This window comes from Aneurinibacillus sp. Ricciae_BoGa-3, assembly GCF_028421645.1.
Lineage (GTDB): Bacteria > Bacillota > Bacilli > Aneurinibacillales > Aneurinibacillaceae > Aneurinibacillus_B.
Genome location: NZ_CP116887.1, coordinates 460,070 through 483,039 on the forward strand (window position 1 = coordinate 460,070; position 22,970 = coordinate 483,039).

The 22,970-nt window shown below is 41.9% G+C and carries 24 protein-coding genes and 2 pseudogenes; 17 read left to right on the forward strand and 9 right to left on the reverse strand.

The window, feature by feature from the left end; genetic code table 11:
- Positions 1 to 111 precede the first annotated feature (111 nt).
- Together PP175_RS02425 and PP175_RS02430 are read right to left on the reverse strand one after the other, a co-directional pair.
- Positions 112 to 1,077, reverse strand: a complete 966-nt coding sequence (locus tag PP175_RS02425) for an FTR1 family iron permease (protein ID WP_272441284.1) — start codon at positions 1,075 to 1,077, stop codon at positions 112 to 114.
- A 161-nt stretch (positions 1,078 to 1,238) separates the two neighbouring features.
- Positions 1,239 to 1,922, reverse strand: coding sequence for a serine/threonine protein kinase (locus tag PP175_RS02430; RefSeq protein ID WP_272441285.1), 684 nt, complete (start codon positions 1,920 to 1,922; stop codon positions 1,239 to 1,241).
- Between the two features lie 347 nt (positions 1,923 to 2,269).
- Between PP175_RS02430 and PP175_RS02435 the strand changes: the two are divergent.
- The 5 genes and pseudogenes from PP175_RS02435 to PP175_RS02455 all read left to right on the forward strand — a co-directional run bounded on the left by PP175_RS02435 (position 2,270) and on the right by PP175_RS02455 (position 7,420).
- Positions 2,270 to 3,634: pseudogene (locus PP175_RS02435) on the forward strand (transposase).
- 156 nt (positions 3,635 to 3,790) lie between these two features.
- Positions 3,791 to 4,174, forward strand: coding sequence for a YkvA family protein (locus tag PP175_RS02440; protein ID WP_272441286.1), 384 nt, complete (start codon positions 3,791 to 3,793; stop codon positions 4,172 to 4,174).
- 404 nt (positions 4,175 to 4,578) lie between these two features.
- Entirely contained in the window at positions 4,579 to 4,938 is a 360-nt protein-coding gene (locus PP175_RS02445) for an ArsR/SmtB family transcription factor (RefSeq protein ID WP_272441287.1), read from the forward strand.
- On the forward strand, positions 4,939 to 7,062 hold the full coding sequence (locus PP175_RS02450) for a heavy metal translocating P-type ATPase (protein ID WP_272441288.1): 2,124 nt from the start codon (positions 4,939 to 4,941) through the stop codon (positions 7,060 to 7,062).
- 4 nt (positions 7,063 to 7,066) lie between these two features.
- Entirely contained in the window at positions 7,067 to 7,420 is a 354-nt protein-coding gene (locus PP175_RS02455) for a DUF190 domain-containing protein (RefSeq protein WP_272441289.1), read from the forward strand.
- A gap of 94 nt (positions 7,421 to 7,514) precedes the next feature.
- Here PP175_RS02455 and PP175_RS02460 read toward each other — a convergent pair whose 3' ends face one another.
- The 3 genes from PP175_RS02460 to PP175_RS02470 all read right to left on the reverse strand — a co-directional run bounded on the left by PP175_RS02460 (position 7,515) and on the right by PP175_RS02470 (position 9,823).
- Positions 7,515 to 8,150, reverse strand: coding sequence for a cadmium resistance transporter (locus PP175_RS02460; RefSeq protein WP_272441290.1), 636 nt, complete (start codon positions 8,148 to 8,150; stop codon positions 7,515 to 7,517).
- Between the two features lie 398 nt (positions 8,151 to 8,548).
- Complete coding sequence (locus tag PP175_RS02465; RefSeq protein WP_272441291.1) at positions 8,549 to 9,100, reverse strand: DUF4309 domain-containing protein; 552 nt, start codon at positions 9,098 to 9,100, stop codon at positions 8,549 to 8,551.
- A 141-nt stretch (positions 9,101 to 9,241) separates the two neighbouring features.
- Complete coding sequence (locus PP175_RS02470; protein ID WP_272441292.1) at positions 9,242 to 9,823, reverse strand: hypothetical protein; 582 nt, start codon at positions 9,821 to 9,823, stop codon at positions 9,242 to 9,244.
- Between the two features lie 356 nt (positions 9,824 to 10,179).
- Between PP175_RS02470 and PP175_RS02475 the strand changes: the two genes are divergently transcribed.
- From PP175_RS02475 to PP175_RS02505, 7 genes are read left to right on the forward strand one after another with little or no spacing between them, the layout of a single operon-like run.
- Positions 10,180 to 10,767 (forward strand): glycerol-3-phosphate responsive antiterminator, encoded by a 588-nt coding sequence (locus PP175_RS02475; protein ID WP_272441293.1) that lies wholly within the window; start codon positions 10,180 to 10,182, stop codon positions 10,765 to 10,767.
- Between the two features lie 58 nt (positions 10,768 to 10,825).
- Positions 10,826 to 11,851, forward strand: a complete 1,026-nt coding sequence (locus PP175_RS02480; protein WP_272441294.1) for an ABC transporter ATP-binding protein — start codon at positions 10,826 to 10,828, stop codon at positions 11,849 to 11,851.
- Positions 11,848 to 12,711 (forward strand): carbohydrate ABC transporter permease, encoded by an 864-nt coding sequence (locus PP175_RS02485; RefSeq protein WP_272441295.1) that lies wholly within the window; start codon positions 11,848 to 11,850, stop codon positions 12,709 to 12,711. Before PP175_RS02480 ends, PP175_RS02485 begins: the two co-directional genes overlap by 4 nt.
- A gap of 17 nt (positions 12,712 to 12,728) precedes the next feature.
- A complete protein-coding gene (locus PP175_RS02490) occupies positions 12,729 to 13,556 on the forward strand; it encodes a carbohydrate ABC transporter permease (protein ID WP_272441296.1) in 828 nt (275 codons plus the stop codon).
- Between the two features lie 22 nt (positions 13,557 to 13,578).
- On the forward strand, positions 13,579 to 14,871 hold the full coding sequence (locus tag PP175_RS02495) for an ABC transporter substrate-binding protein (protein ID WP_272441297.1): 1,293 nt from the start codon (positions 13,579 to 13,581) through the stop codon (positions 14,869 to 14,871).
- Positions 14,872 to 14,927: 56 nt separating this feature from the next.
- Positions 14,928 to 15,659 carry a glycerophosphodiester phosphodiesterase gene (locus PP175_RS02500; protein WP_272441298.1) on the forward strand — a complete coding sequence of 244 codons (732 nt, stop codon included), beginning with the start codon at positions 14,928 to 14,930 and terminating at the stop codon, positions 15,657 to 15,659.
- Positions 15,659 to 15,982 carry a DMT family transporter gene (locus PP175_RS02505; protein WP_272441299.1) on the forward strand — a complete coding sequence of 108 codons (324 nt, stop codon included), beginning with the start codon at positions 15,659 to 15,661 and terminating at the stop codon, positions 15,980 to 15,982. The genes PP175_RS02500 and PP175_RS02505 overlap by 1 nt, the downstream gene beginning before the upstream one ends.
- 79 nt (positions 15,983 to 16,061) lie before the next feature.
- Here PP175_RS02505 and PP175_RS02510 read toward each other — a convergent pair whose 3' ends face one another.
- Entirely contained in the window at positions 16,062 to 16,643 is a 582-nt protein-coding gene (locus tag PP175_RS02510; RefSeq protein WP_272441300.1) for a LysE family transporter, read from the reverse strand.
- A 111-nt stretch (positions 16,644 to 16,754) separates the two neighbouring features.
- Here PP175_RS02510 and PP175_RS02515 point away from each other — a divergent pair, with 111 nt between their 5' ends.
- Positions 16,755 to 17,309 carry a helix-turn-helix domain-containing protein gene (locus PP175_RS02515; RefSeq protein ID WP_272441301.1) on the forward strand — a complete coding sequence of 185 codons (555 nt, stop codon included), beginning with the start codon at positions 16,755 to 16,757 and terminating at the stop codon, positions 17,307 to 17,309.
- 94 nt (positions 17,310 to 17,403) lie between these two features.
- Here PP175_RS02515 and PP175_RS02520 read toward each other — a convergent pair whose 3' ends face one another.
- Together PP175_RS02520 and PP175_RS02525 are read right to left on the reverse strand one after the other, a co-directional pair.
- On the reverse strand, positions 17,404 to 17,544 hold the full coding sequence (locus PP175_RS02520) for an aspartyl-phosphate phosphatase Spo0E family protein (RefSeq protein ID WP_272441302.1): 141 nt from the start codon (positions 17,542 to 17,544) through the stop codon (positions 17,404 to 17,406).
- 242 nt (positions 17,545 to 17,786) lie between these two features.
- On the reverse strand, positions 17,787 to 18,410 hold the full coding sequence (locus PP175_RS02525; protein ID WP_272441303.1) for a hypothetical protein: 624 nt from the start codon (positions 18,408 to 18,410) through the stop codon (positions 17,787 to 17,789).
- Positions 18,411 to 18,696: 286 nt separating this feature from the next.
- Here PP175_RS02525 and PP175_RS02530 point away from each other — a divergent pair, with 286 nt between their 5' ends.
- A complete protein-coding gene (locus PP175_RS02530; RefSeq protein WP_272441304.1) occupies positions 18,697 to 19,893 on the forward strand; it encodes an MFS transporter in 1,197 nt (398 codons plus the stop codon).
- Positions 19,894 to 20,025: 132 nt separating this feature from the next.
- On the forward strand, positions 20,026 to 20,415 hold the full coding sequence (locus tag PP175_RS02535; RefSeq protein WP_272441305.1) for an acyl-CoA thioesterase: 390 nt from the start codon (positions 20,026 to 20,028) through the stop codon (positions 20,413 to 20,415).
- A gap of 310 nt (positions 20,416 to 20,725) precedes the next feature.
- Here the strand turns inward: PP175_RS02535 and PP175_RS02540 are convergent, their stop codons facing one another.
- Complete coding sequence (locus PP175_RS02540) at positions 20,726 to 22,006, reverse strand: MFS transporter (protein ID WP_272441306.1); 1,281 nt, start codon at positions 22,004 to 22,006, stop codon at positions 20,726 to 20,728.
- Positions 22,007 to 22,170: 164 nt separating this feature from the next.
- Here PP175_RS02540 and PP175_RS02545 point away from each other — a divergent pair.
- Together PP175_RS02545 and PP175_RS02550 are read left to right on the forward strand one after the other, a co-directional pair.
- Positions 22,171 to 22,359: pseudogene (locus PP175_RS02545) on the forward strand (non-oxidative hydroxyarylic acid decarboxylases subunit D); the annotation flags it as partial.
- Between the two features lie 125 nt (positions 22,360 to 22,484).
- Complete coding sequence (locus PP175_RS02550) at positions 22,485 to 22,946, forward strand: pyridoxamine 5'-phosphate oxidase family protein (RefSeq protein ID WP_272441307.1); 462 nt, start codon at positions 22,485 to 22,487, stop codon at positions 22,944 to 22,946.
- Positions 22,947 to 22,970: the final 24 nt, after the last annotated feature.

The following is a 22,970-nucleotide window of genomic DNA, read 5'->3' on the forward strand; positions in this document are numbered from 1 at the left end:
GTTAATAATAGATAGATCGATGTGAAATAACAAATATCATAGTTAGCACAAACCAGCAACTTCAAAAGTTACCAGTTTGTACTTAATATTTGTCTGTGTTCGATGATTTCATTAAGCTGTTTTGATTAGTTGTTTATTTGCTTTCTTTTTTGTTAAATAATGGGCAGCCATATAACAACCCACAACGTAGACAACAGCCACAACTTGCGAGGTTAAAGTTTCTACAGTTGGGAATATGCAGAACCAAACTCCCATCCAGTCAGGGATTTGAATACGTATGGCAGTTGTGCTAATCCATCCGGCTAATTGCATCTCCTGCACGGTTTCACCCATCATAACTGCTAAAACTACCACTAAGAGAGCTCCTGTAAACACTAACATTTTTTTGTAAGGGAGGCGGCGTTGAGCTAAAAAGGTAAGCGCGCCAACGATTAGTGTTAAGGCTAAACCTATTAAGGCACCTTGCAAAATCACAGTGGGTCCCACCTTTAACCGTAAATTTTGAAGAAATAAAACGACTTCAAAACCTTCGCGATAAATCGATGTAAGACCAAGTAAAAAAAGGGACCAAAATGTGTTTTTCTCCACATTGTCATTTCGATCTCCAACTAATTGTTGTTTTTTCCGATTATGAAGGTTGATCCAACCCTGCCAGTAAATCTTGTGAAAAAACCAGTTCATTATTATTAATAGAACGACAACGGCAAGAATTCCTGTTGCGGCTTGAATATTGAGCTCCGACGCATTCACCGAGGCAATAATCGCTACTACTATAAACCAGGTAGCGATTGTAGCTAGAAAGGATACCCCTGCTCCTGCAGATATCGGTTTCCAGTAGTTGTCCTGCTTTTTACGGACTAGACCTGAGATGATGGCAGCTAAAACTAAAATAGCTTCTAATCCTTCCCGAAACACAAGAATAGCTGTATTTAACACCGCGGCACCAGGTGTTATATTTTTAGCAGTAGGGTCAGGTGTTCCGTTAAAATTAATTGCTTGCCATATTAAAACACCTATGAGCAAAAATAAACAAACGGTTATAAGTACGGTCTTGACATTAAGAATTTTAGATAACAAAATTTCCCCTCCTAATTAGTGAATCAAACAATAGACTTATGTATCTAAGTACTTCCTTTCACCCCTTACCAAGTATAAGTGAGAATCTTTCTCAATGATATAGCAGTTGATAATCATTGTCAATGATAAAGATTATCATTATCATAGAAAACTCATGTCATTCATCCTCTTTTATTATTTAAGAAAAGCGCTTTCATTCTTTGAGAAAATTCCTTTAAAGCTAATGTTGCGGTGTCCATCCTATAATATTGGTGTTTAATTGTTTCTAGTATCCATGAGGATATAGGAACTCTATCTATCAAAGGATAAAATTGATCGTAAGCCCATACTAAATGTTCCCATCGATAATCATTTCCGGTTTGAACATACTCTGATACATCAAGAACTTTACCCCGTCCATTTTGTAATAGAACATTTTTTAAATGTATATCACGGGGATTTAAACCCTTATTACGTACAAATTGACGAGCATTTTCGACATCAACAATTACTTGTTTTGGGATATGAATTCCTTGTAAGAGACAATCATATAAAGTGACCCCAAATTCATAGCTCAAAACCAAATAGTTAGAGCCTGATCCAAAATATTTAGGAAAATGCATTGAATCTTCTAATTTAATATAAACATTTTCCTCAATTTCTTTTTTTGACAATGCTTTAGAGGTATAAACTTTAAACGCATAAGCAGGAACCTTATCAAATCGAAAAACTGCTGCGTCGGTTCCAATACCGATACAATGTAGATTCTCTATATCCCCGAATACCGAGACAGGTTGATTATTGTCGTTTGCTATCACCTCAATACGATTTAAAGCTTTTTCTGCTTCTTTCCATTCGGGAACCATTTAACCATCTCCTATTTTTTGTTCAGTAGCTAATAATTCACCGCATTTTCAATGGTTCCAACAAGGTCGGATATTTAGATTGATTGGTTAGCCAAGTTAATCAGGTGACCAAGTTAACTTAGTTAATGCTGAAATTTAACTGATACGTTCCGTTAAATAATATACGCTATCTGTTTTGGTTTATGAAGAGTTTCGTCATGTTTACTGTATGGCACTTATCCGAATCAATTTCATAACTCAAATCCCTTGAACCGTAAGGTTCAATTGACATGAAAAAAAGGAGTACCTCCCCAAATCTCGAATAGAGTAGTTGCTCAGACAACTCAATGAGAAAGGTGGGTCTCCTCATGTACTCTATTCGTCAAGGACATTTATTTTCCCTGCAAGATTTATTAGATTTAGAACCTACCGAACGCTACACGGCGATTTTTGAAGGCCTTAATATTATGCCACTGCTTAAAATTACGTCTAAGAAAACATGTGAAGGTGCTCCACAGTCGCTTAATTATCCGGCGATGATTTATTCGATGCTGGCCCGTATTTTAGAAGGAATCCCAACCATGGGACTTCTTGTTCGCCGTTTAAAACAAGATGTTCTTTTCCGCCTGGATTGTGGTTTTTCTTTTTCGGATCGGGTGCCATCTGAAGCTTCTTTTTCCCGTTTGATTCGAAAAATTAAAACCTCAAATGTATTGGCTGAAATGAATCATTAACTTCTTTATCGAGCAACGGAAGAAGGTTTCATTCATGGTGACCACCTTGCCATTGATGCTACGCATGTAGAGGCGCGGGAACAAGCTCTACAAAAGGAAGAAGCGGAAGAGCAACCCGTTGTCAAAGAACCTACAAAACGAGGCCGCAAAAAGAAAGAAGACTATGAGGCCTGGAAAAAAGAGCAGGAAGAAATCCAAAACAATCTGCCTATTTTTGAACAAAAAATCGAAAAACAATTAGATTACACCTTCGGTCAGCTTCAAAAAGAAATGCCAAACGCACCTAGGTGGGGAATTAAGAAGAACTCGGAAAATAAAAACGTTTTTTGGTATGGCTACAAACTTCACTTAGCTGTAGAAACAAAAAGCCAATACATCCTCGGCCATCTGCTTTCCTCAGGAAACATGAATGATGCGAAAGCGGCTATTCCCCTGTTAAAAGGAGTCGCTGAGTGTTTTCCTGAGCTTACCATCACGAAAGTGACGGCGGACGCCGGGTATGATTACAATCCGATCTATGAGCAGATTTATCGTATGAAAGCAGATGGGATTATCGCCTATAACAAGCGGAACGAAGCGCCACCTATCGGTGTCGATAAGTATTTTGCACCGACATGTGTTCGTGAGTATTCCTACCGTTATGACAGCTATGATAAAAAATACAAAACGCTCAAGTATACAAGACCTAAGGAATGTAAGGACTGTCCGCTCGCTCACGACACGCTTTGTCAAAAGAGCATGAAAATCAAAAAAACAGCGGATTTACGTCGTTATCCAGCTCCCGCTCGTGGAAGCAAATCATGGAAAGAACTTTACAAAGAACGCACTTCTGTTGAGCGAGTAAATGCGTACTTAAAAGAGTATTTTCAACTGAATAATATCCGCTATCGTTCTGGAGAATTAGCGAAAGTCCAAGTTGCTTTCCTGTGTCTATTATTTAATGCTTCTAAATTAGCTGTAAACCGTATCAACGCCAAATTGAGCGTTAAAGCTGCTTAGCAGAAAACGACCTCCGGTCGTATTAAAAAATTGAATATGAAAATTCTGTAGGTATTAAAGTTTTTAGGAAGCCATTATGAAATTGATTCATCCATTTAAATTTATGCGAATGCTGTATGTTCTGGTTCCCTAATTACTTCAAAGGAGTGAAAGCATTTGATTAAAAAGTTGAAGATATGGGCCAAGAGTTTAAAAAGGCAGGTTTTTATACTTTATTTAGCTACTAAGGATAAACGGACACCATGGGTTGCCAAAGTAATTGCTGTTTGTGTCGTCGCGTATGCTTTCAGTCCAATCGATCTAATTCCGGATTTTATCCCAATATTAGGTTATCTAGATGATGTAATAATAGTCCCATTAGGTATCATGTTAGCTATTAAATTGATACCGGAACCTATTATTTCGGATTGTAAAGTTAAAGCTGGGGAAATGATGAAAAATGGGAAGCCGAAAAACTGGTTTGTGGGCAGCTTAATTATCCTCGTATGGATAGTACTGGTTGTATGGTTATCAACAGTTGCTTATAAGTTCTTTAAATAGGGGAGACCGTAGATACCAGCAATTGGTTCTGGTTTTGCTACCGCGGCGAGTGTAACCATAGGTCAGGCAATTGGAAGTAAAGATGATTCTGCCGTAAAACATACAGACATTGGAGCTATATCCAATCAGCAGTAACCATGACCCTAATAACGTCCTTGAATTGTCTATTCTCACCGTGGATCGGATTATTATTCACCGGTAATAGATATGTGATTCAGCTGCTTTTTGTGGTGCTTATGATCGATAAAATGCACTGCGAGCCTTTCTCTTTGCTAGGTATCGAAAAAAACAAGGCTTACATGGTTTGTGTATATATGGATTGCACATTCAAATCATTATTTGACTGAGTACGGCCTTCCTATATACTAATAATCAAAAGGATATTAGAGTGAAGGGGTGAATCCATGGCAAACGATTGTTGCGAAGTATTTTGTTATGACGAAGACAAGGTGAATCGCGTAAAAGCCAAAATCGAAGAGAATAACCTCAGACATGTTTCGCAACTGTTTAAACTATTAGGCGACGAAACGCGATTAAAGATCATACATGCACTGTGCGAAGAAGAAGAGCTATGTGTTTGTGATGTAGCCAACATTATTGGTTCTACTTTAGCTACGGCTTCTCATCACCTTCGTCTACTACGGAATAGTGGAATTGCTACTTACCGTAAAGAAGGTAAATTGGTGTTTTATTCACTGGTTAATGAACAAATAAAGACACTTGTATCATTATCCATTAACTCGAATGAGGGGGTGAGTGCCTAAATGGAGACAGCAACCAAGAAAGTGAAAAAGGAAGTATATCGGGTGCAAGGTTTTACTTGAACGGGCTGTGCTGCTCAGTTTGAGCGGAACGTAAAAGAATTACCTGGCATTACAGATGCGAAAATTAATTTTGGCGCCGCCAAAATAACCGTTTTCGGAGACACCACTCTTGAGGAACTTGAGAAAGCTGGCTCTTTTGAAAACTTGAAATTAACACCTGAAAAGCATCTGGTTGTTGAAAAAGTACCTTTCTGGAAAAACAAAACGTATATACGGATTGGGTTGTCACTCATTCTTCTAATACTAGCCTGGTTCATTCAAAATCAGTTTGCTGGTAATGTTGCTTCATTAGGATTTGCTGCCTCCATACTTATCGGTGGCTATACCCTATTTGTAAAAGGAATACGAAACCTTTTACGCTTTCGGTTCGATATGAATACCTTAATGACCATTGCGATTTTAGGTGCGATTACCATAGGCGATTGGGAAGAAGGGGCAACGGTTGTTATCCTATTTGCTATCAGTGAAGCTTTAGAGGCTTTTTCTATGGAAAAATCCCGTCAATCCATTACAACTTTATTGGACATTGCACCAAAAGAAGCTGTGATAAGGCAGGGCGGCAAGGAGATTTCTATCCCTGTCGATGACATGAGGGTAGGCGACATTATGATCGTAAAACCAGGTCAGAAACTCGCTATGGATGGAAAAGTGGTTAAAGGTCACTCCTCTGTGAATCAGGCTGCAATTACAGGTGAATCGACACCTGTCTCAAAAAAAATGGGCGATGAAGTATTTGCTGGGACATTAAATGAAGAAGGACTTCTTGAAGTGGAAGTGACCAAGACGGTGGAGGATACGACACTTGCAAAAATCATTCATCTTGTTGAAGAGGCACAAGCTGAGCGTGCTCCCTCGCAAGCTTTTGTGGATCGGTTTGCTAAATACTATACCCCTGCTATTATCGTCCTGGCATTAGCGATGGCTCTGGTGCCTCCTTTATTTTTCCATGGTGAATGGAGTAAATGGATTTACGAAGGATTAGCTGTATTGGTGGTGGGATGTCCGTGTGCCTTAGTTGTCTCTACACCCGTAGCCATTGTAACGGCGATTGGGAATGCAGCTCGAAATGGAGTTCTTATCAAAGGTGGGATTCACTTAGAAGAAATGGGTTCCTTATCAGCGGTGGCTTTTGACAAAACAGGCACGCTAACGAAAGGAATACCAGAGGTTACCGACTTTATTACGTTGCAAAACGATTATGTTGATGAGTTCTTATCGATTGCTTCAGCCCTGGAGAAGGGCTCCCAACATCCACTAGCTTCGGCTATCATTCGTAAAGCCGACGCAAGGAAGCTGTCTAAGGCGGACTATCAGGTTGAAGACTTTGCATCGCTAACTGGCAAAGGGATTAAGGGAATCGTTAAAGGACAAGAATATTTTATTGGGAGTCCCCGTTTATTTGAGGAAATGCTTCCAAAAGGGATCGTACAGGTCAAACACCAAATTGAACAGTTACAACAGCAGGGAAAAACAGTTATGGCTTTGGGGACAAAAGAAACTATACTTGCCATTATTGCTGTAGCTGATGAAGTACGTCCAATAAGCAAAGAAGCTATAGGAAAACTTCGTGCTGCTGGCATAAAAAAAACGGTTATGTTAACAGGTGATAATCGTGACACAGCTAATGTCATTGGTAATGGGTTGGGGATTGAAGACATTAGGGCAGAACTGTTGCCCCAAGATAAATTGGAAGCCATCAAAGAGTTGAAAAAAACACATCACAAGATAGCGATGGTTGGAGATGGAGTAAACGACGCTCCTGCCCTTACTACGGCAACGGTTGGAATTGCGATGGGAGGGGCCGGGACGGATGCGGCATTGGAAACGGCAGATATCGTTTTGATGGCAGATGATTTGGGAAAATTGCCGTTTACCATTCAATTAAGTCGAAAGGCTCTGTTGATCATTAAACAAAACATCTCTTTTTCACTCGTAATTAAAGCTGTTGCGTTACTTTTACTAATTCCAGGTTGGCTTACACTTTGGTTTGCGATTTTTGCAGATATGGGAGCAACTTTAATTGTCACATTTAATGCTTTGCGATTATTAAATATTAGAAGGTAAGTGAATGCAAGAGGGTTTGGGTATTTCACCTATGCCTTCTTTATTTTGGAGCCATAAATCTGTAATAAACAGAGAAACCGTCAAAACCTTACAAATCAGTACTTTGCACGAAGAAATTCTTCAACTTTTAAGGAATCATAAGCTAATTTGGTCTACGGTTAGCAAAGGAATAGAGGGATTTGGGAAAGATCATGTTACCCATAAGCAGTCTATCTTTTCTTTTTCCTCTCATGTTCCTATCATGATTGAATCAGTCGGCAAGGCAGAAACGATTCAAAGTATAATTCCAGAAGTGAAGGAAAAAGTCCAAGAAGGATTGGTCGTTGCAGTTCCAGTTCAACTGGTGCTCGATAGGTAGTTCTTCATATTGTTTTACTAATGACCCTAACTCTGTTAAATTTTAAAGTCGATTTATGCATAGAAAAAAGTCTACCATTACAGTAGCAATAATTTTATAGTCCTAACAATTTGAAGGTTTCGCTACTAATAATGATGTAAATCCCTAAAAAGACTAACACAAATGGAAGTAAAATGTGCCCGTATTTTTCAACCGTTTTTGCAACAACAGGATGCTTGGTAAAGAAAAAGCCGAGATAACACCATATTCCAAGTAATAACATAAACTCGGAAACGATAAAGGCGAGTCCCCAAAGAGAAGCAGATGAAAAAATAGGTATGTAGATAGCAAAGTTATCTGAGCAGTTTGCAAACGTAATGGTAGCAACTTTATAAGTGTTTCGGTTTATAAATGCACGCCAAAAGGAAGTTGGTTTCAAACCATCTTGTATTTCAAGATTCAGATCATCTTCCTTTTTTTCCTCGGTTCCATGCTCTCTCCAAAGTTTGTAAGCCATGTAAAGGGGAAGAAAGCCTAAAAGACCAATCCACTGTTTCGGGATGAATAATGCTCCTAAAGATGCAAGTAAACTTACCAATATTAATGCCGAGAAGCCGAGATATTGACCTACAACAATGTGCTTTTTATGGAGTTTATCATTTGTTTGAGAAAATAAAGTGACCAATATAAAAAGGTCATCAACATTCGTTGCAATGAACGCAAAAATACCTGAAAGGAAGACCTTAATCACGTTATCGTTCCTTTCCGTGTCGAGTGATGACCATGTGGACAGGGAATAAAGGAGTATTTTCTGCTAAGGAATCTTTATGCAGTATGGAATCTGGATATTCGAATAGTGTCGTAAGATATCAACTGTACTCATGTATTATTTGGCAAAAGCGAAAAAGAGAATTGGCAATGAAATTGGCAGTCAGGCACCAGTTGTTCTACTGTAATTGTTTAATGGGTCACAATTGCAGTATTTTTCGTTAACATTTGCATCATCCAATAAACTTAAATTACAAAAAAGACTATAGACAAATCAGTTTTCTTTGGATTTGTCTATAGTCTTAAGTACACCTCTCCGAGGTGGGCATCCAAATAGAATTATTCGGATGCCTTTTTCCACACCGATTGGCATTTACGCTTTTACTTTTTTGAGAGTTGAATATACGATAAGTTATAGCCTGCTTCAGGAGAGCCGGAAGCGCCGTGATAAATGATTTCATTTTTCCCGACTCCTGTTCCTGTATTGTCATACACGAGATTTACATGGCCCATTCCGTGGTCGGCATAAGCAGGAGAGCCGAGCGCTTTTTTTACGGCAGAGGTGGGAATTTTTTTTATTTTAGGATCCCGCGATATGATCGCGTTCACAACACCGCTTTGTGGATCGATATCAAATATAACGCCGCGATTTGTGTAGCTGATAGTCCAGGTGTCCTGATAGTCAGGCTGTCCCCATTTTTTAAGGATTACACTCTTATTCGTTCCTAATCCAAACTCGCTGTTGGATACCTTTCCTTTAGAAGCAAGCTGGCGGGTTTGCTGTAAAAACTGCTCGCTGCTTGCGGACTGTTGTGCGGTTGGTGCTTGTACAACAGAGGCAGCCATTGCCTGGGTTGCAGTAAATGTAACGCTGGAAAATATCGAACCCGCTACTAGAGATGCGGAAAAGATAAACCTAGCTGGTATTTTCATCTTTTTCCCTCCTATAACCTGGTTATTTATCTTTACCCGTTGCGCCGCCTTTTTATTACCTTTGCTATCGAAAGGGGTACTTCTGCTTAATTTTTGTAGTAATTACTGCGTTGCAACTCACTAAGAAGCTTACGCCTTACTTTAACCAAGCTTGATAATCGTTGTGGAAAGCTTATTTAAATCTTCCTCTGCTTTGTCTGTTAATTGAAGTCCTTCCATAACCCGGGTTCCGCCGGTCGTTTCTATCCCCTGAATTTGGATACTTAATCCCTTTCTATAGTCCATCAGTATATTCTCATATGCAGTTTTTATCTTTTTGAGATTCGTTCCATCAGGCTGGTATTCATTATGGATCTGGTTCCAAATATAAAGAATCTCGCGTTTGGCAGAATTCATATTCTCCTGGGCCGCATCTAATTCATCTGTCTGCTGGCTTGTGGAAACTATTATTTTTAGCTGGCTGATCACTTGCTGTGCGTGGTGAAGTGAAGCCTTTATTCCTTTAATAAAACGTTTATCATTCTCACTCAGGGTGGCATGTACAGCTTTTGATGCTACTGCTGGTGACGATAAAGCAGGGTGGCTGTTTGGTGATTTGAAGTCTGTCTGCTGATTTAGCGTTAAGGGTTTGTCTGTTTTCGTTACAGAAGTACTGCTGCAGCCGCTTAAAATGATTAACGGAAATAATAGCAGTGTACAGAGGACAGCGGGTAATCTCTTCATGGTTTATAAACTCCTTCTTCTGGTCTATTCTTAATTCTATTATTCACAAACCAAGTGATTTATGCCTAATCGGTGTTTTGCTCTGAAAGCAATAAGCAAATGGAAGGAATAGAAAATCGTGTATAGTGATCAACCTTTTAGGTCTACATTTTACAACTTCTTAATAGAAAAGAAGTCTTTACTTTATATTTCTCATAAATTCTCTTAACATATGCAGACTATTATTATAAGTGACAAGTAGATACACTTTTGGGCGGAGAAATTGGAGAACCTATAGTATGAGTGAAGCTTGTTTGGAGCTTTTTCTGTTACTATGGGTTCTTTATTTTTTGTCCATAGAAGGAGCTGGGCTTTCTGTGAATCAGCAAGAATTGTACGAGCAAATCAAGACACACAGAAAAATCGCATCGATTAAATATAATAAGCATTTAGAAAGGGCACTTGAAAACGATGTGAGCGGTGTATTCTTACTCACGGGAAATATCGGTGTCATTAAGCGATATGTAGATTTGTTCCTTTCAAAAGGCCGGTTTGTCTTTCTTCACCTGGAGAAGATTGGCGGACTTCAGGTGGACCGGGAAGGGCTTGATTTCATAGCTTCCTATGTGAAACCAACAGGTGTTATCAGCACGAAGAGCTCGATAATTAAGCAGGCGAATAAGCTTGGCTTGCGTACGATTCAACGGGTTTTTCTGGTTGATTCGGATGCGTTGCAGCATGGAGTTGAAATGTGCAATACCGTCAAACCGGATGCCATTGAATTGATGCCTGGCATTATACCTACGATGATTGAGAAGGTCAAAACGCTGACGGATATACCCATTATTACCGGTGGTCTCATCTCAACAGCGGAAGAGATGAAAGAACCTTTAAAACATGGGGCCATTGCGGTTTCAACCGGGAATCCAGCTTTATGGGGAGTTCATATAAATGGCGACAGCTAAGCTATATCAAACGCTTCTGTTTAATTTAACGTATTGAAAAGAGTGAGGGGGAAGCATCTTGTCACAAGTAGTTTTGAAAGATATTAAGAAGACTTTTGATGGAAAAGACGTGATTCCAAATATCAATCTGACCATTCCCTCCGGCTCCTTTACAGTTCTGGTAGGACCCTCTGGTTGTGGAAAATCCACTACCTTGCGGATGATTGCCGGGCTAGAGCATTCTACTAGCGGAGAGATCCTGATTGATGGCCAGAAGGTGAATCAACTTGACGCCGGCAAACGGGATATTGCGATGGTATTTCAGAATTATGCGCTGTATCCTACCATGACGGTCAAGGAAAATATTGAATTCGGGTTAAAGAATCGCAAGGTCCCTAAAGCCGACCGGGAAGCGATGGTTCAGGAGATGGCGGATACGGTTGGCCTCACCGATTACTTATCAAGGAAGCCATCCGAGCTATCCGGTGGGCAGCGCCAACGGGTAGCACTCGCCAGAGCCATGGTAAAAAAACCAAAGGTCTTCCTGATGGACGAACCATTATCGAATCTGGATGCCCAGCTTCGCCAGCAAATGCGCTTTGAATTAATGGAACTGCATCAGAAGCTCAAGGCTACATTTATCTACGTAACGCACGATCAGGTGGAAGCCATGTCGTTAGGCGATCAGATTGTGATTATGAACAAGGGCGTCATTCAGCAAGCGGCGATGCCGACCGATGTTTACCATAAACCTGCTAATGAATTCGTAGCGCAATTCATTGGAAGCCCGCCGATGAATATCTTTTCTGCCAAACAAGTAGGCGTTAACCTCAACGGTGCGGCAAAAGTAGGCATCCGTCCGGAAAACATGCATATTCAGGATGCGCAGGATTCACGGCCAAATGGGCATTCGCTATATGTACAGGGAACGGTTGCAGCCAGAGAAATGTTAGGGTCGGAAACACTTTTCTACATTGACTCTTCCATTGGACGCTTTGTCGTTAAAGCTCACGGGGAATTGCCGTTTGCGAATGGAGCGCATGTAAAAGTCGAACTTCCAATGGATTCTCTTTGCGGTTTTGACGAAGGGGGAAGCCGAAGATGAGGCGCTGGACTCCTTATCTGTATACCACGCCAGCCATGGTCATTTTTCTGCTATTTTTTATCTATCCTATCTTTTACATGATTTATCTGAGTTTTACATCGTGGGATTTGATAAGCCCTGAAAAGAAGTTTGTTGGGCTGCAGAACTATCAAGATTTATTTCACAGTGATGAGTTCTGGAAAGTGTTCTCTAACACAATTGTTTATACCATTCTTACCGTCATCATCTCTATCTTTTTGTCTTTGCTTTTCGCTCTTTGGCTAAACAAAAAAGGATGGATCTACCGGTTTTTACAGGGTGCTATTTTCACGCCTTATATTATTTCACTCGTATCGATCTCGCTTCTGTGGATGTGGATGATGGATCCACAGTATGGGCTGTTAAATTGGGTTTTCTCTTTAGTTGGGCTTCCGCCGTCCAAGTGGTTAGCTGACACCGGATCGGCTCTATATTCGCTTGTGTTGGTGAATGTGTGGAAACACATCGGCTATAACACGCTGATTTTTATCGCCGGGCTGCAAAGCATTCCGAAAGAAATTTATGAAGCGGCACTGATCGACCGGACGCCGTGGTGGAGGAAGTTAACGCGGATTACCATTCCGATGCTATCGCCGACATTATTTTTTCTTCTTATTATCAATACCATCAACTCCTTCCAGGTGTTTGATACGGTGCAGATTATGACACAGGGTGGTCCCGTGAACAGTACCAATATGCTGGTTTACTACATTTATCAATACGGCTTTGATTTCTTTAAAATTGGCTACGCTTCGGCTGCCGGCGTTATCCTTCTTATACTGGTGGCCATTGTGACGCTGTTTCACTTTAAATTCTTATCCAGCCGTGTCCATTATCGTTAAGTTGGGGGGTGAAAAAGATGAGCTTACTTCGATTATCGGCAAAAGGTATAGAGTGGGTAGGTTTTGCACTTGTGGCGTTGATTTTTCTGTTTCCCTTTGTCTGGATGATACTGACTTCAGTTAAAAGCCTGGTTGAAACCACTGTGTTTCCTCCTAAATGGATTCCCTCAACCTTTCACTGGGAAAACTTTGCCCAGGCATGGCAGGCCGGGCCGTTTATGACCTATTTTATCAACAGTGTGCTTGTCACATTATCAATTCTTATCCTGCAGCTTCTAACCGGGATTCCAGCTGCATACGCATTTGCCCGGTTTAAATTTAAGGGTGCGCAGATTTTATTTGGCCTTACGCTTATTGCACTCATGATTCCGCCCCAGATCACATTCCTGCCTGTCTTTATACAGATGAGTGGATGGGGATTAATCAACACCTACGCGCCTCTTATTTTACCGTATGCCGCAAGCGGTTTTGGAATCTTTATGCTTCGGCAAACGTTTAAACAGGTGCCGGAAGAAGTAATAGAAGCAGCCCGGCTGGACCAGGCAAGTGAGTGGAAAATTCTATGGAAGATCATGGTCCCCATGGCACGTCCTGTTCTTGTCACATTTGGATTGTTTAGTTTCATTTATCACTGGAACGACTATTTCTGGACGCTGGTCATGACGAATCAGGATATGGTCAGAACCCTTCCTGTAGGAATTGCAAGATTAAAATCATCGGAAGGGGGAGTGGCCTGGAACGTTGTCATGGCTGGTAATATGATTCTGGTTGTTCCGATTTTAATCGCCTTTTTCTTTGCGCAGCGGCAGATTATCAAAGCATTTGTTTATTCAGGTGTTAAATAACATTTATTTGGAGGGTATCCACGTGAAAAAAGCAATTCTATCTATTTTTTCTTCCGTTTTGGTAGCTGGAACGATGTTGGCGGGTTGTGCGCCTGCTGGCCAGCAAGGCTCACAATCGGGCTCAGCCGGTTCAGCCAATGGCCCCACAACCATCAATTTCTGGTATGCGATGAGCGGCAAGAATGGAGAAGTCGTTAAGAAAATGGTGGACGATTTTAACCATTCGCAAAAAGAAGTTCAAGTCAACGCTTCTTTTCAAGGCGATTATTATGCCAACCATGCAAAGGTTTTGTCCGCAATCGCTGCTGGCAACCAGCCTGATGTAACACAAATCGAGGTTGCTTCCATGGCTTCTTTTGCTGATAAAGGCGCGCTGGAGGATTTAACACCTTACCTCACAGGCAAAAACGGAACGGATCAAAAGGACTTCGTTCCAGGACTTCTAGGCAACTCTTATTGGAACAACAAATTGTACGGTATTCCATTTAACCGTTCTACGCCTCTGCTGTACATTAATAAAGATAAACTAAAAGCTGCAGGCTTAGATCCGAACGGACCGAAAACATGGGATGAGTTAAGAACGTATTCGCAGAAGCTGTCCAAGAAGGGACAGGAATGGGGATTCTCCACTCCTATTGATATCTGGTTCTATGAAGCGATGGTGTTTGAAAACGGCGGAAAAATATTGAGCCAGGATGGAAAACAAGCTCTGGTTGACACACCGCAGGGGATTGCGCCAATCGCCTACTGGAAAGATATGATTGCCGAAGGAAGCATGAAAATGCCTCCGGGAGCTAAATATGATGCGTGGGAAGCTGCAGACAATGATTTTATCAATGGAAAAGCAGCCATGATCTTTGATTCAACAGGCAGCTTAAATATGCTTTTAGATAAGGCGAAATTCAACGTAGGAACTGCGTTTTTACCGAAAAAAGACAACTATGGCGTAGCTGCTGGCGGAGCCAACCTGGTTATGCTGGCCAAATCACAGAAGAAAGATGCCGCATGGAAATTCATTAAATATATGACAGACAAAGAGCAAACGATTAAAGTATCCGAGCAAACAGGGTATATGCCTGTGCGCCAATCTGCTATCGACAGTCCAGAAATGAAACAATTCTTCACCCAGCATCCACAATTCAAGGTTGCGGTTGATCAATTGAAACACGCGCAGCCTCGTCCAGCTTCACCTGGTTATAAGGAGCTGCAAGAAGTGATTATGAATGATGTGCAGAAAGCGATTCTTGGTCAGGCTTCCCCTGCTGATGCGTTGAAAGATGCCGCAGACAAAGGCACACAATTGCTGCAAAGATAACACAACATTAAGGGGCTGCTGTTGCGACAGCAGTCTCTTTTTAACAGGAGGTTAGTATGCGAAATAACAAGTGTATTGCTCACCGGGGATGGTCTGGCCAGGCACCAGAAAATACGTTAGCGGCCATTAGAATGGCAGCCAATCATCCGGAAATTGACATGATTGAAGTGGATGTTCAAATGAGCCGTGACGGTGTGCCCGTTATTATTCACGATTATATCCTGGATCGGACAACGAATGGTTCAGGAAAAGTTGGCGACTTTACTCTGGAAGAATTAAAAAAGCTGGATGCGGGTTTCTGGTTTAATCCGGCGTACACGGGTGAAACCATTCCCACCCTTGAAGAGGTTCTGATTGAAGCCAGGGGGAAGGCGAAGTTAAATCTGGAAATCAAACGGGCAGGGGACTGGTATCCTGCTATCGAAAACAAGGTTGTGGAGCTCGTACAACGGTACGATATGGAATCGGATATCGTCATCACGAGCTTTAACCATGAAACAATGCGGACATTTACCCAAATTGCCCCCGCTATCAAAACAGGTTTGCTAATCTACGGTTACCCTGTTCTGCTGGAGGAACTTCTGGCCTATACCGGTGCATCTGCGTTGTCCATGGGTTATGACTATTTAACAGAGAACCTGGTGCGCAGTTCGTTTGAGCGCGGGCTTGATATTATTGCGTGGACTGTTGATGAGCCGCAGGATATGAAGCGCATTGCCAGCTTGGATGAGCGCATTGCAATCTGTACCAATCATCCGGACCGTTGGTTGTTAGCGCGTGAAGCGTAATGGGCTGGCTTTATTTAAGTTTGGCCATCTTGTTTGAACTCTCTGGGACACTATGCATGAAATTGTCAGGGGGATTTCAGAAATTACTGCCGTCCATCCTCATGTTTTTCTTCTACATCCTTGCTTTTAGTTCTTTAACATTTGCTTTGAAGAAGATTGAAATAGGGATCGCTTACGCCATTTGGTCCGGAGTTGGAACGGCCCTTATCGGCGTGATTGGTATTTTGTATTTTAATGAAAGCGTAAATGTTTTAAAAATTGGCAGCCTGCTGCTGGTTATTCTAGGTGTGGTTGGCCTAAATGCCAGCAGTTTGTTCCGATAAGAAAAAACCCTCAGATTAACCCTTTGGTTATTTTGAGGGTTTTGCTGTTTGCTTTAGAACCTTTATCTCTTGCTTTCACTTAATAGAAGAGCGATAGGGCGCTATAAATGAGCAACAACCCCATGGCAAGATTAAATGGCTTCCTATATTTTGCTAAGAACTTTTGAAACAGAGCGCCAAACAGGGCCCAACATGAAGTGGCCAGGAAGCCGACAAATGCAAGAAATAATGAGAAAAGCAACAGGCTGAAGCTCGATCGGTAAGATGGTATGATAAAAGTTGAAATGGTCGTTATACCGTACAAAATAACCTTTGGATTAATAAATTGCAAAACGAGACCAGATACAAAAGAGATGTTTTTGTGCTTGTTGTCCTGCTCATCATGGGATTTACTGGTCATGATCTTAACGGCAAGATATACCATGTAAACCCCCCCGATAATACTCATAACGAGCTCCACTTTTGGTATGTACTTAAACAGGATAAGATTAAAGTAACTGCATAAGAGCATGATTACAGCAAACCCGGCAGATACCCCAAAGATAAACTTAAGCGTCTTTCTGAAACCGTATTTGTTTGCATTTGACATCGACATAATGTTATTGGGCCCCGGTGTAAAAGTTGTCACCAAAACGTAAGACAAAAAGGCGGCAATATTCAATGTTCATGAAACCTCCTTATAATATGTTATAATTGCACAAATGTACGTTTTAACGTCTGACGTTATAATCATACAATATGTACGCTATATAGCACAAGAGAGGGTGATAGTTTGGAGAATATAAACTTTGTCATTGCAAAAAATCTAAAAATGATGCGGGAAAATAAGAAGCTGAGTCTTGAAAAAGTATCTGAGATGACAGGGGTTAGCAAAACGATGCTGGGGCAAATTGAACGCGGCGAGTCCAGCCCTACAATCACAACCGTGTGGAAAATTGCTAAAGGTTTAAAAATCTCTTTTACTTCACTTATCAATAATCCACAGCCGGATACTGTTGTGGTTAGTAGCAGTGATATTGAACCTCTTATAGAAGACAATGGTAAATATCGGCTTTATCCCTTCTTTCCTTTTGAAGAGGGCAGACGCTTTGAAGTGTATGCAGTAGAGATAGACAAAGGCGGGTATTTGAGCGCTGAGGCACATACAGAGGGCACAGAAGAATTTATAACGGTTTTCGGTGGCGAGTTGACTGTTCGTGTGAATAACGAGGAATATACAATTAAGGAAGGGGACTCTATCCGATTTAGAGCGGACAGGGAGCATGCCTATCATAATTCTGGGGAAACACTAACCAGCATAAGCATGCTTATTTACTATCCCAACTAGAAAACCTACACCGTATTCCGCCAATACATAAAGCCAATTTCCACTTAACTTAGGAAATTGGCTTTTTTAAATGGGCCGTGCTATTTATTGGCGTTCATATTTTTTTTAGGAATTTCAGAATCAAGATATCAAGTTTCTGGCTAAGCGCTAAGACTTCGGAGTGTTGAAAGTTAAAATTGTGTTCTGCCGCGGTAGTCACTAAGAGTTTTTTCAAGTCCGTAATTTCCTTTTCCATGTTACCGCCTCCCTAGGTTTAATGGTAAATTGGAAGCAAAATTGTTTGGGAAACCAAGGTACTATCACCTAATGAACATTATTATACTGCATAGTTTGCATTGTAGATGATGTAAAATTTGCATAACATAACGCATGTCAATGTTTACTGTTTTCTTGATTGATACATTTGACCGCATTTTATCAGCAATGAAAAGATTTAAAAGACACAGTGCTCCCGGAGGATTCACTGTGTCATAGAGTCTAATGTGATACTGTTTTTTTGGCTGATAAATCAACCCACCGTACAATTAACCATAACGCTAAAGTAACGATCACCATAAAGATGAAGAAACCGCCAGTATGAATTAACAACGCTACAAGCCATATATGCCCCAAAATAAAATGGGATGTGCGCATAAATTTATTTCGTACGCGTTTATATAGCCAGCCGTAAAGGGCCAGCGCTAGTAAAAGAAGGAAGGCAGCGAGTCCTGTGAAAATCTTTGAATTGTGAAAATCTGTGATTAAATAATAGCCGCCGTGAATAATGATGAAAACCAACGCAGCCCAACCTGTGTATGTATGTATGGAATACAGCCTTTTTGCTACTTTCTTCAACGGTTTAGAAGGAGAAGCAAGCTTTTTCTTAAATAGGAACCACCAATAGCTGATAGCTCCACACGCAATGGCAATGTTGCCAAATAGGGTGAAGTCAAACCCCTTCTTACCATCCGGATGAGGCATGCCATGCGATCCATTTGGCGGATGTATTCCCTGATGAGGCCGCGGAGCATTGGATGTTGTATAAAAAAAGTAAGCGATAAGGAGGACGCTGATAAGCGTAACCAGAATGACCGGTATAAAGGCACGACGATTTTGACTCAAACGAATTTCACCTTTCTTTTTTTGTTATGGTTATTCTATATCTTTCATTAAACAATAAAAAGGTGAAAAAGTGGTGAAATGTCGCAAATGATTTTCTCTATACATGACTGAAACCCATATTGGGAAACTTTATTGATGAGTATCTTTCCTCGTTTGAACGCTAGCTATTTCTGTGTAACGAGAAGAAAGCCCAAAGGAAGTGAAAGAGGACACCCATAGTAAAACGGAAGTTGATAGCCCCAAGTTGTGGCTGTTATATAGATCAGATGGAAGGAATGTGAAATCCATGATTAGCCAACTAAACCGAATTCATCTATCTGTAGACTTTTTAAAGGGCATAGCCGTTTTGTTTATTGTTGAATTTGTTCGTGGCGCCTTTCTGCTTTCCTATTTACCCGCGTATGCCGCTGATCGGATCCATTTAGGTGTTTCCGCGGTAGGTATTGCTGTAACAGCGCACTATCTGGCTGATACGTTGTCTAAAAGTGTGATTGGCTACTTGTTGGATCACTTTCCCTTCCGCCTAATCGTCCAAATCGGGCTGGTTATTTCTCTGGTTGGATTGTTCATTATTCCTTATTGCCACCAGGCCTGGCAGCTCATCGCAGCTTCAGCTTTTTATGGAATCGGGATCTCACCAATATGGATTGTTTGCTTAAGCAACGTGAATGAAGAGAATAGGGCTACAAATATGGGATTGTTATATACCTTCTGGCTGGTTGGACTTGGGCTGGGACCTGTTATCATGAATTTCTTAATCGATTTAAGCTACACCCTTTCATACTGGCTTTTAATTATCCTATTAGGAATAGGATGGGGGGTGTCGACCCAAATAAAACATGCGAGTTCCGCTAAGGTGGATGTAATGCCGATCTCCACCCAGTTTAGGATTTTGGGCGAACGGTTGAAAGCTATGCGGCCACTGCTTCCCGGCATGATCATACAAACGACAGCTGCCGGACTGCTTGTTCCGATTCTGCCGCATTTCGCTACCCGCTATTTAAGACTAAGCTATAGTGAATACTCCTATGTTCTGATGGCGGGTGGAATCAGTGCCGTTCTGATGCTCATTCCGATGGGGAAGCTATCTGACATGTGGGGCAGAAAATGGTTTCTTGTGTTTGGGTTTGGAGCCTGTGCGGTTGCTCTCTATTCACTGACGCTGAGCTCTTCTATTTACTTTACTGTACTGTGGGCCGTAGTGGCAGGGCTGTCCTATGCTGCTGTACTTCCTGCATGGAATGCCATTATGTCTCAGAATGTCCCCAGTGAAGAGCAAGGAATGGGATGGGGAATTTTATCAAGCGTGGAGGGAATTGGGGTAATCATTGGCCCTATCCTGGGAGGCTGGTTTGCAGAGTTATTCAACGAGGCCATAACAGTTACCATTAGTGCCACTTTATTGGGGGCCATAGGTGTATTTTATTTAATCTGTCCATTCCGATTTTTGCAGGAAGCGAGCCATAAGGCGAAATCAAGCTAGTGCAATGCCTGGTGGCAAATCGGAATCCAAAACATACGACTGTTCCGGAAACTTTCCTCATTTTCCTGATTTTTCTGTTAAAATATGAATTAGGAATCTTCACCCCCAGGAGAAAATGAAGGGAGGCAGTGTATGTTTACGACAATTATCCGGCCGCGGGTTTCTGAAACAGATGGCGTGGGACACATTAATAATACGACGATACCGATTTGGTTTGAAGCCGGAAGAGAAGAAATCTTTCGGATATTAACCCCGGATCTCTCTTTTACAAACTGGAGAGCAGTGATAGTTAATATGAATGTGGATTATGTGAAAGAGGTCTTTTACGGAGCGGATGTGGAAATCCGCACATGGATCAGCAAAGTCGGCAATTCTAGTTTTGTAGTCGAGGAAGAACTTTTTCAGCAAGGCGCGCTTTGCGCCAAAGGAATATCAACCTATGTGAATTTTAATCAGGCTTTACATAAGGCAGAAACGATTCCGGCAGAAGTGCGGCAACAGTTCGAGAAGCATATGCGGTAGGAGAAGACAAACTTGCTGTGTTGATTGTTTATCGTATAGGACTTTAACGTATTGAAGTCCGTAAAGCGATTTTTTAAATGGGACCTGCGGTCCCGAAACATCGAAGAAAACATCGTGAGGCGCATGTCCGCACCTTTCTTTCCCCCTGTGGAGCGTGTGGAACAGAGGGCGGAAAAGACCGGCAACTGTCTCCATCATTGAGATACCCAGATGTTTTGCCGGTCCGCCCATCGTTCCACAAAGCGCCCGTAAAAGCTTCTATGAGGGGAAAGGAGAGAGCGGCATGGCCCGCGATGTTTTTCTTTTACGTTCAGCTTACACTGGTTTCTGTGTTTACCGGCTCCATGATCTTTTCACTTATTGTATTATACTGTTTCGGAAGCAGCAGAGTGAACAGTGAACCCAGAATAAGCAGCAGGATAGCGATAATAAAAGTAAGGTGATAGTTTCCGGAGCGGGTATAGAGCATGCCGGGAAGATAGGCTCCAACCGCTGAACCGATCTGGTGTCCCATAGAGAGTAAGCCAAGAATCAAACCAACCGAATGATTTTTAAAATATTTGGCAGCCAACAGCTGGGTAGGAACAGAGGTCGCGAAATCGACAAGTCCAAATATAACCGAGAATACAAGCAGCCAGAAGGATTGGTGGCTGAGCAGCAGAATCAATATCGACACAGAGCGAAGCATATACAAAGCTACAAGCATGAAGCGGTTATCCCAGCGGTCTGCAAGCTGGCCTGAAAACAATGATCCAACAATATTAAAAGCCGCCAATACACCAACGGCCATCCCGGTCATGTCGGTTGAGAATCCTTGATCATAACAGAAGGGTACAAGATGGGTGTCCATTAAACCGGTTGTGGTCATCCCGCATATAAAAAAGGGGATAACAAGACCCCAAAAAGGCTTCATAAACAATAGAGAAAGCAACGGTAAGTTTGTGGCTTTTTCAGTCCGGTTACTATGTACCTCTCCATTTTGGCCTTCTTCTCCTAACGGGCGCAGCCTAATATCAGCAGGCGTTGAGCGCATGAAAATAAGGAGAATGGGAAACACGATACAGCTGAGAAAAAGACCCAGTAGGACAACCGCTGTTCGCCAGCCCAGGCCCTCAATCAGGTAGAGGGAAGCGGGAACCATAATCATTTGCCCCGCTCCGAAACCTGCTTCAATTATTCCGAAGGCCAGTCCCCGTTTTTTATGGAACCACGTTGTGACAGCTACAGATGCAGCCACGCCAGAGGCTCCGCCAACCCCTACGGAAGCTAATATCCCATACAATATGTAGAGCTGCCATGTCGAAGTCACGAACTTCGTTAAAAAGAAACTAATTCCGACCAACAGCACACTAAAAGAAAATATCCTGCGCACGCCGACCTTTTCAATAAGTCTTCCGAATAATGGCTGCGAGAGGCCATATACAATAAAGCTAATCGTGGATATGAAGGAGATACTTCCCCGATCAGCAGCAAAATCGTGCTGCCATGGTTCAATAAACGCGCCAAAAGCTAAACGGGCGCCCTGGGTGGCCAATAAACCAAAAAAAGCAAGAAGCAGAATAATCCAGGCATAATGAATCTTTGTCTTCACTTATACACCCTCCTACCTACCGGTTGTTTTTTCGTAATCTATTGATGAACGCAAACGTATGTACGGGCTAATCATCCCCCACCAACGCTAATAGCGTAGAGGAAGGGGCTTCTCGCCGATTATGTTACAAGTAAATCATGTTTGGCTATCTCCTGTAAACGGATGAAGGCGCTTGGAAATTTGTCTTCCCATTCACTTTGTGCCCTGTGTGCATCTTTACCTGGCGTTCATCGGAACCTGAGACCATTACGAATCCAGACAAGTACCGGAAGGTCTTTAAGGTAAGCCCTGCGGATATTCCGCTTGCCGCCCATGTTCCGCCGATTCCTGATAAAATAGCCACAAACAAATAAACTCGCCACAAACAAATAAATTCGCTACAATTAAATCAACACGTTTGCATAAGGCTAGTCTTTCACAATAGAAGGCTAGCCTTACTTGCATGCATCAGCAAAAAGAGAAGGGGGGACAGCGCTTAATGAATACAGAGATCTCAATGGAACTATATGAGCTTCTAAATGGAAAGGACTTAGAAACAAAACAGCATGAAGCCATGATGCTGCAAACTGTTACGGAGGATATGTGGCCGCACACGGCAATGGTAAGCGTAGGTGAAGTAATTGCTTTAGGCCGGGGTGATCTTAGGCTGGCATTATGGCCGGGCACGACCACAACGCAGAATATGATTCGTACAGGGAGAGCACTTCTTGTAGTCATTTTTTCCGGTAAGGTTTACTATGTCCGCCTTTCGCTTCAGAGGCTGCCTGAGCTGACCGGGGCTAGACACCCCCGGGAACGTTTTTTCGCAACCGTCACAGCAGTTCGGCAAGACACTGCGAAATATGCGGATATTGTATCCGGTGTGCAAATTAATTTGAAGGAGTCCACTTCCGTTCTAGAGCGGTGGAAAGAAACTTTGGAGGAGTTGACACAAGAATAGCCCGCCACCTGAATGGAGACGGGC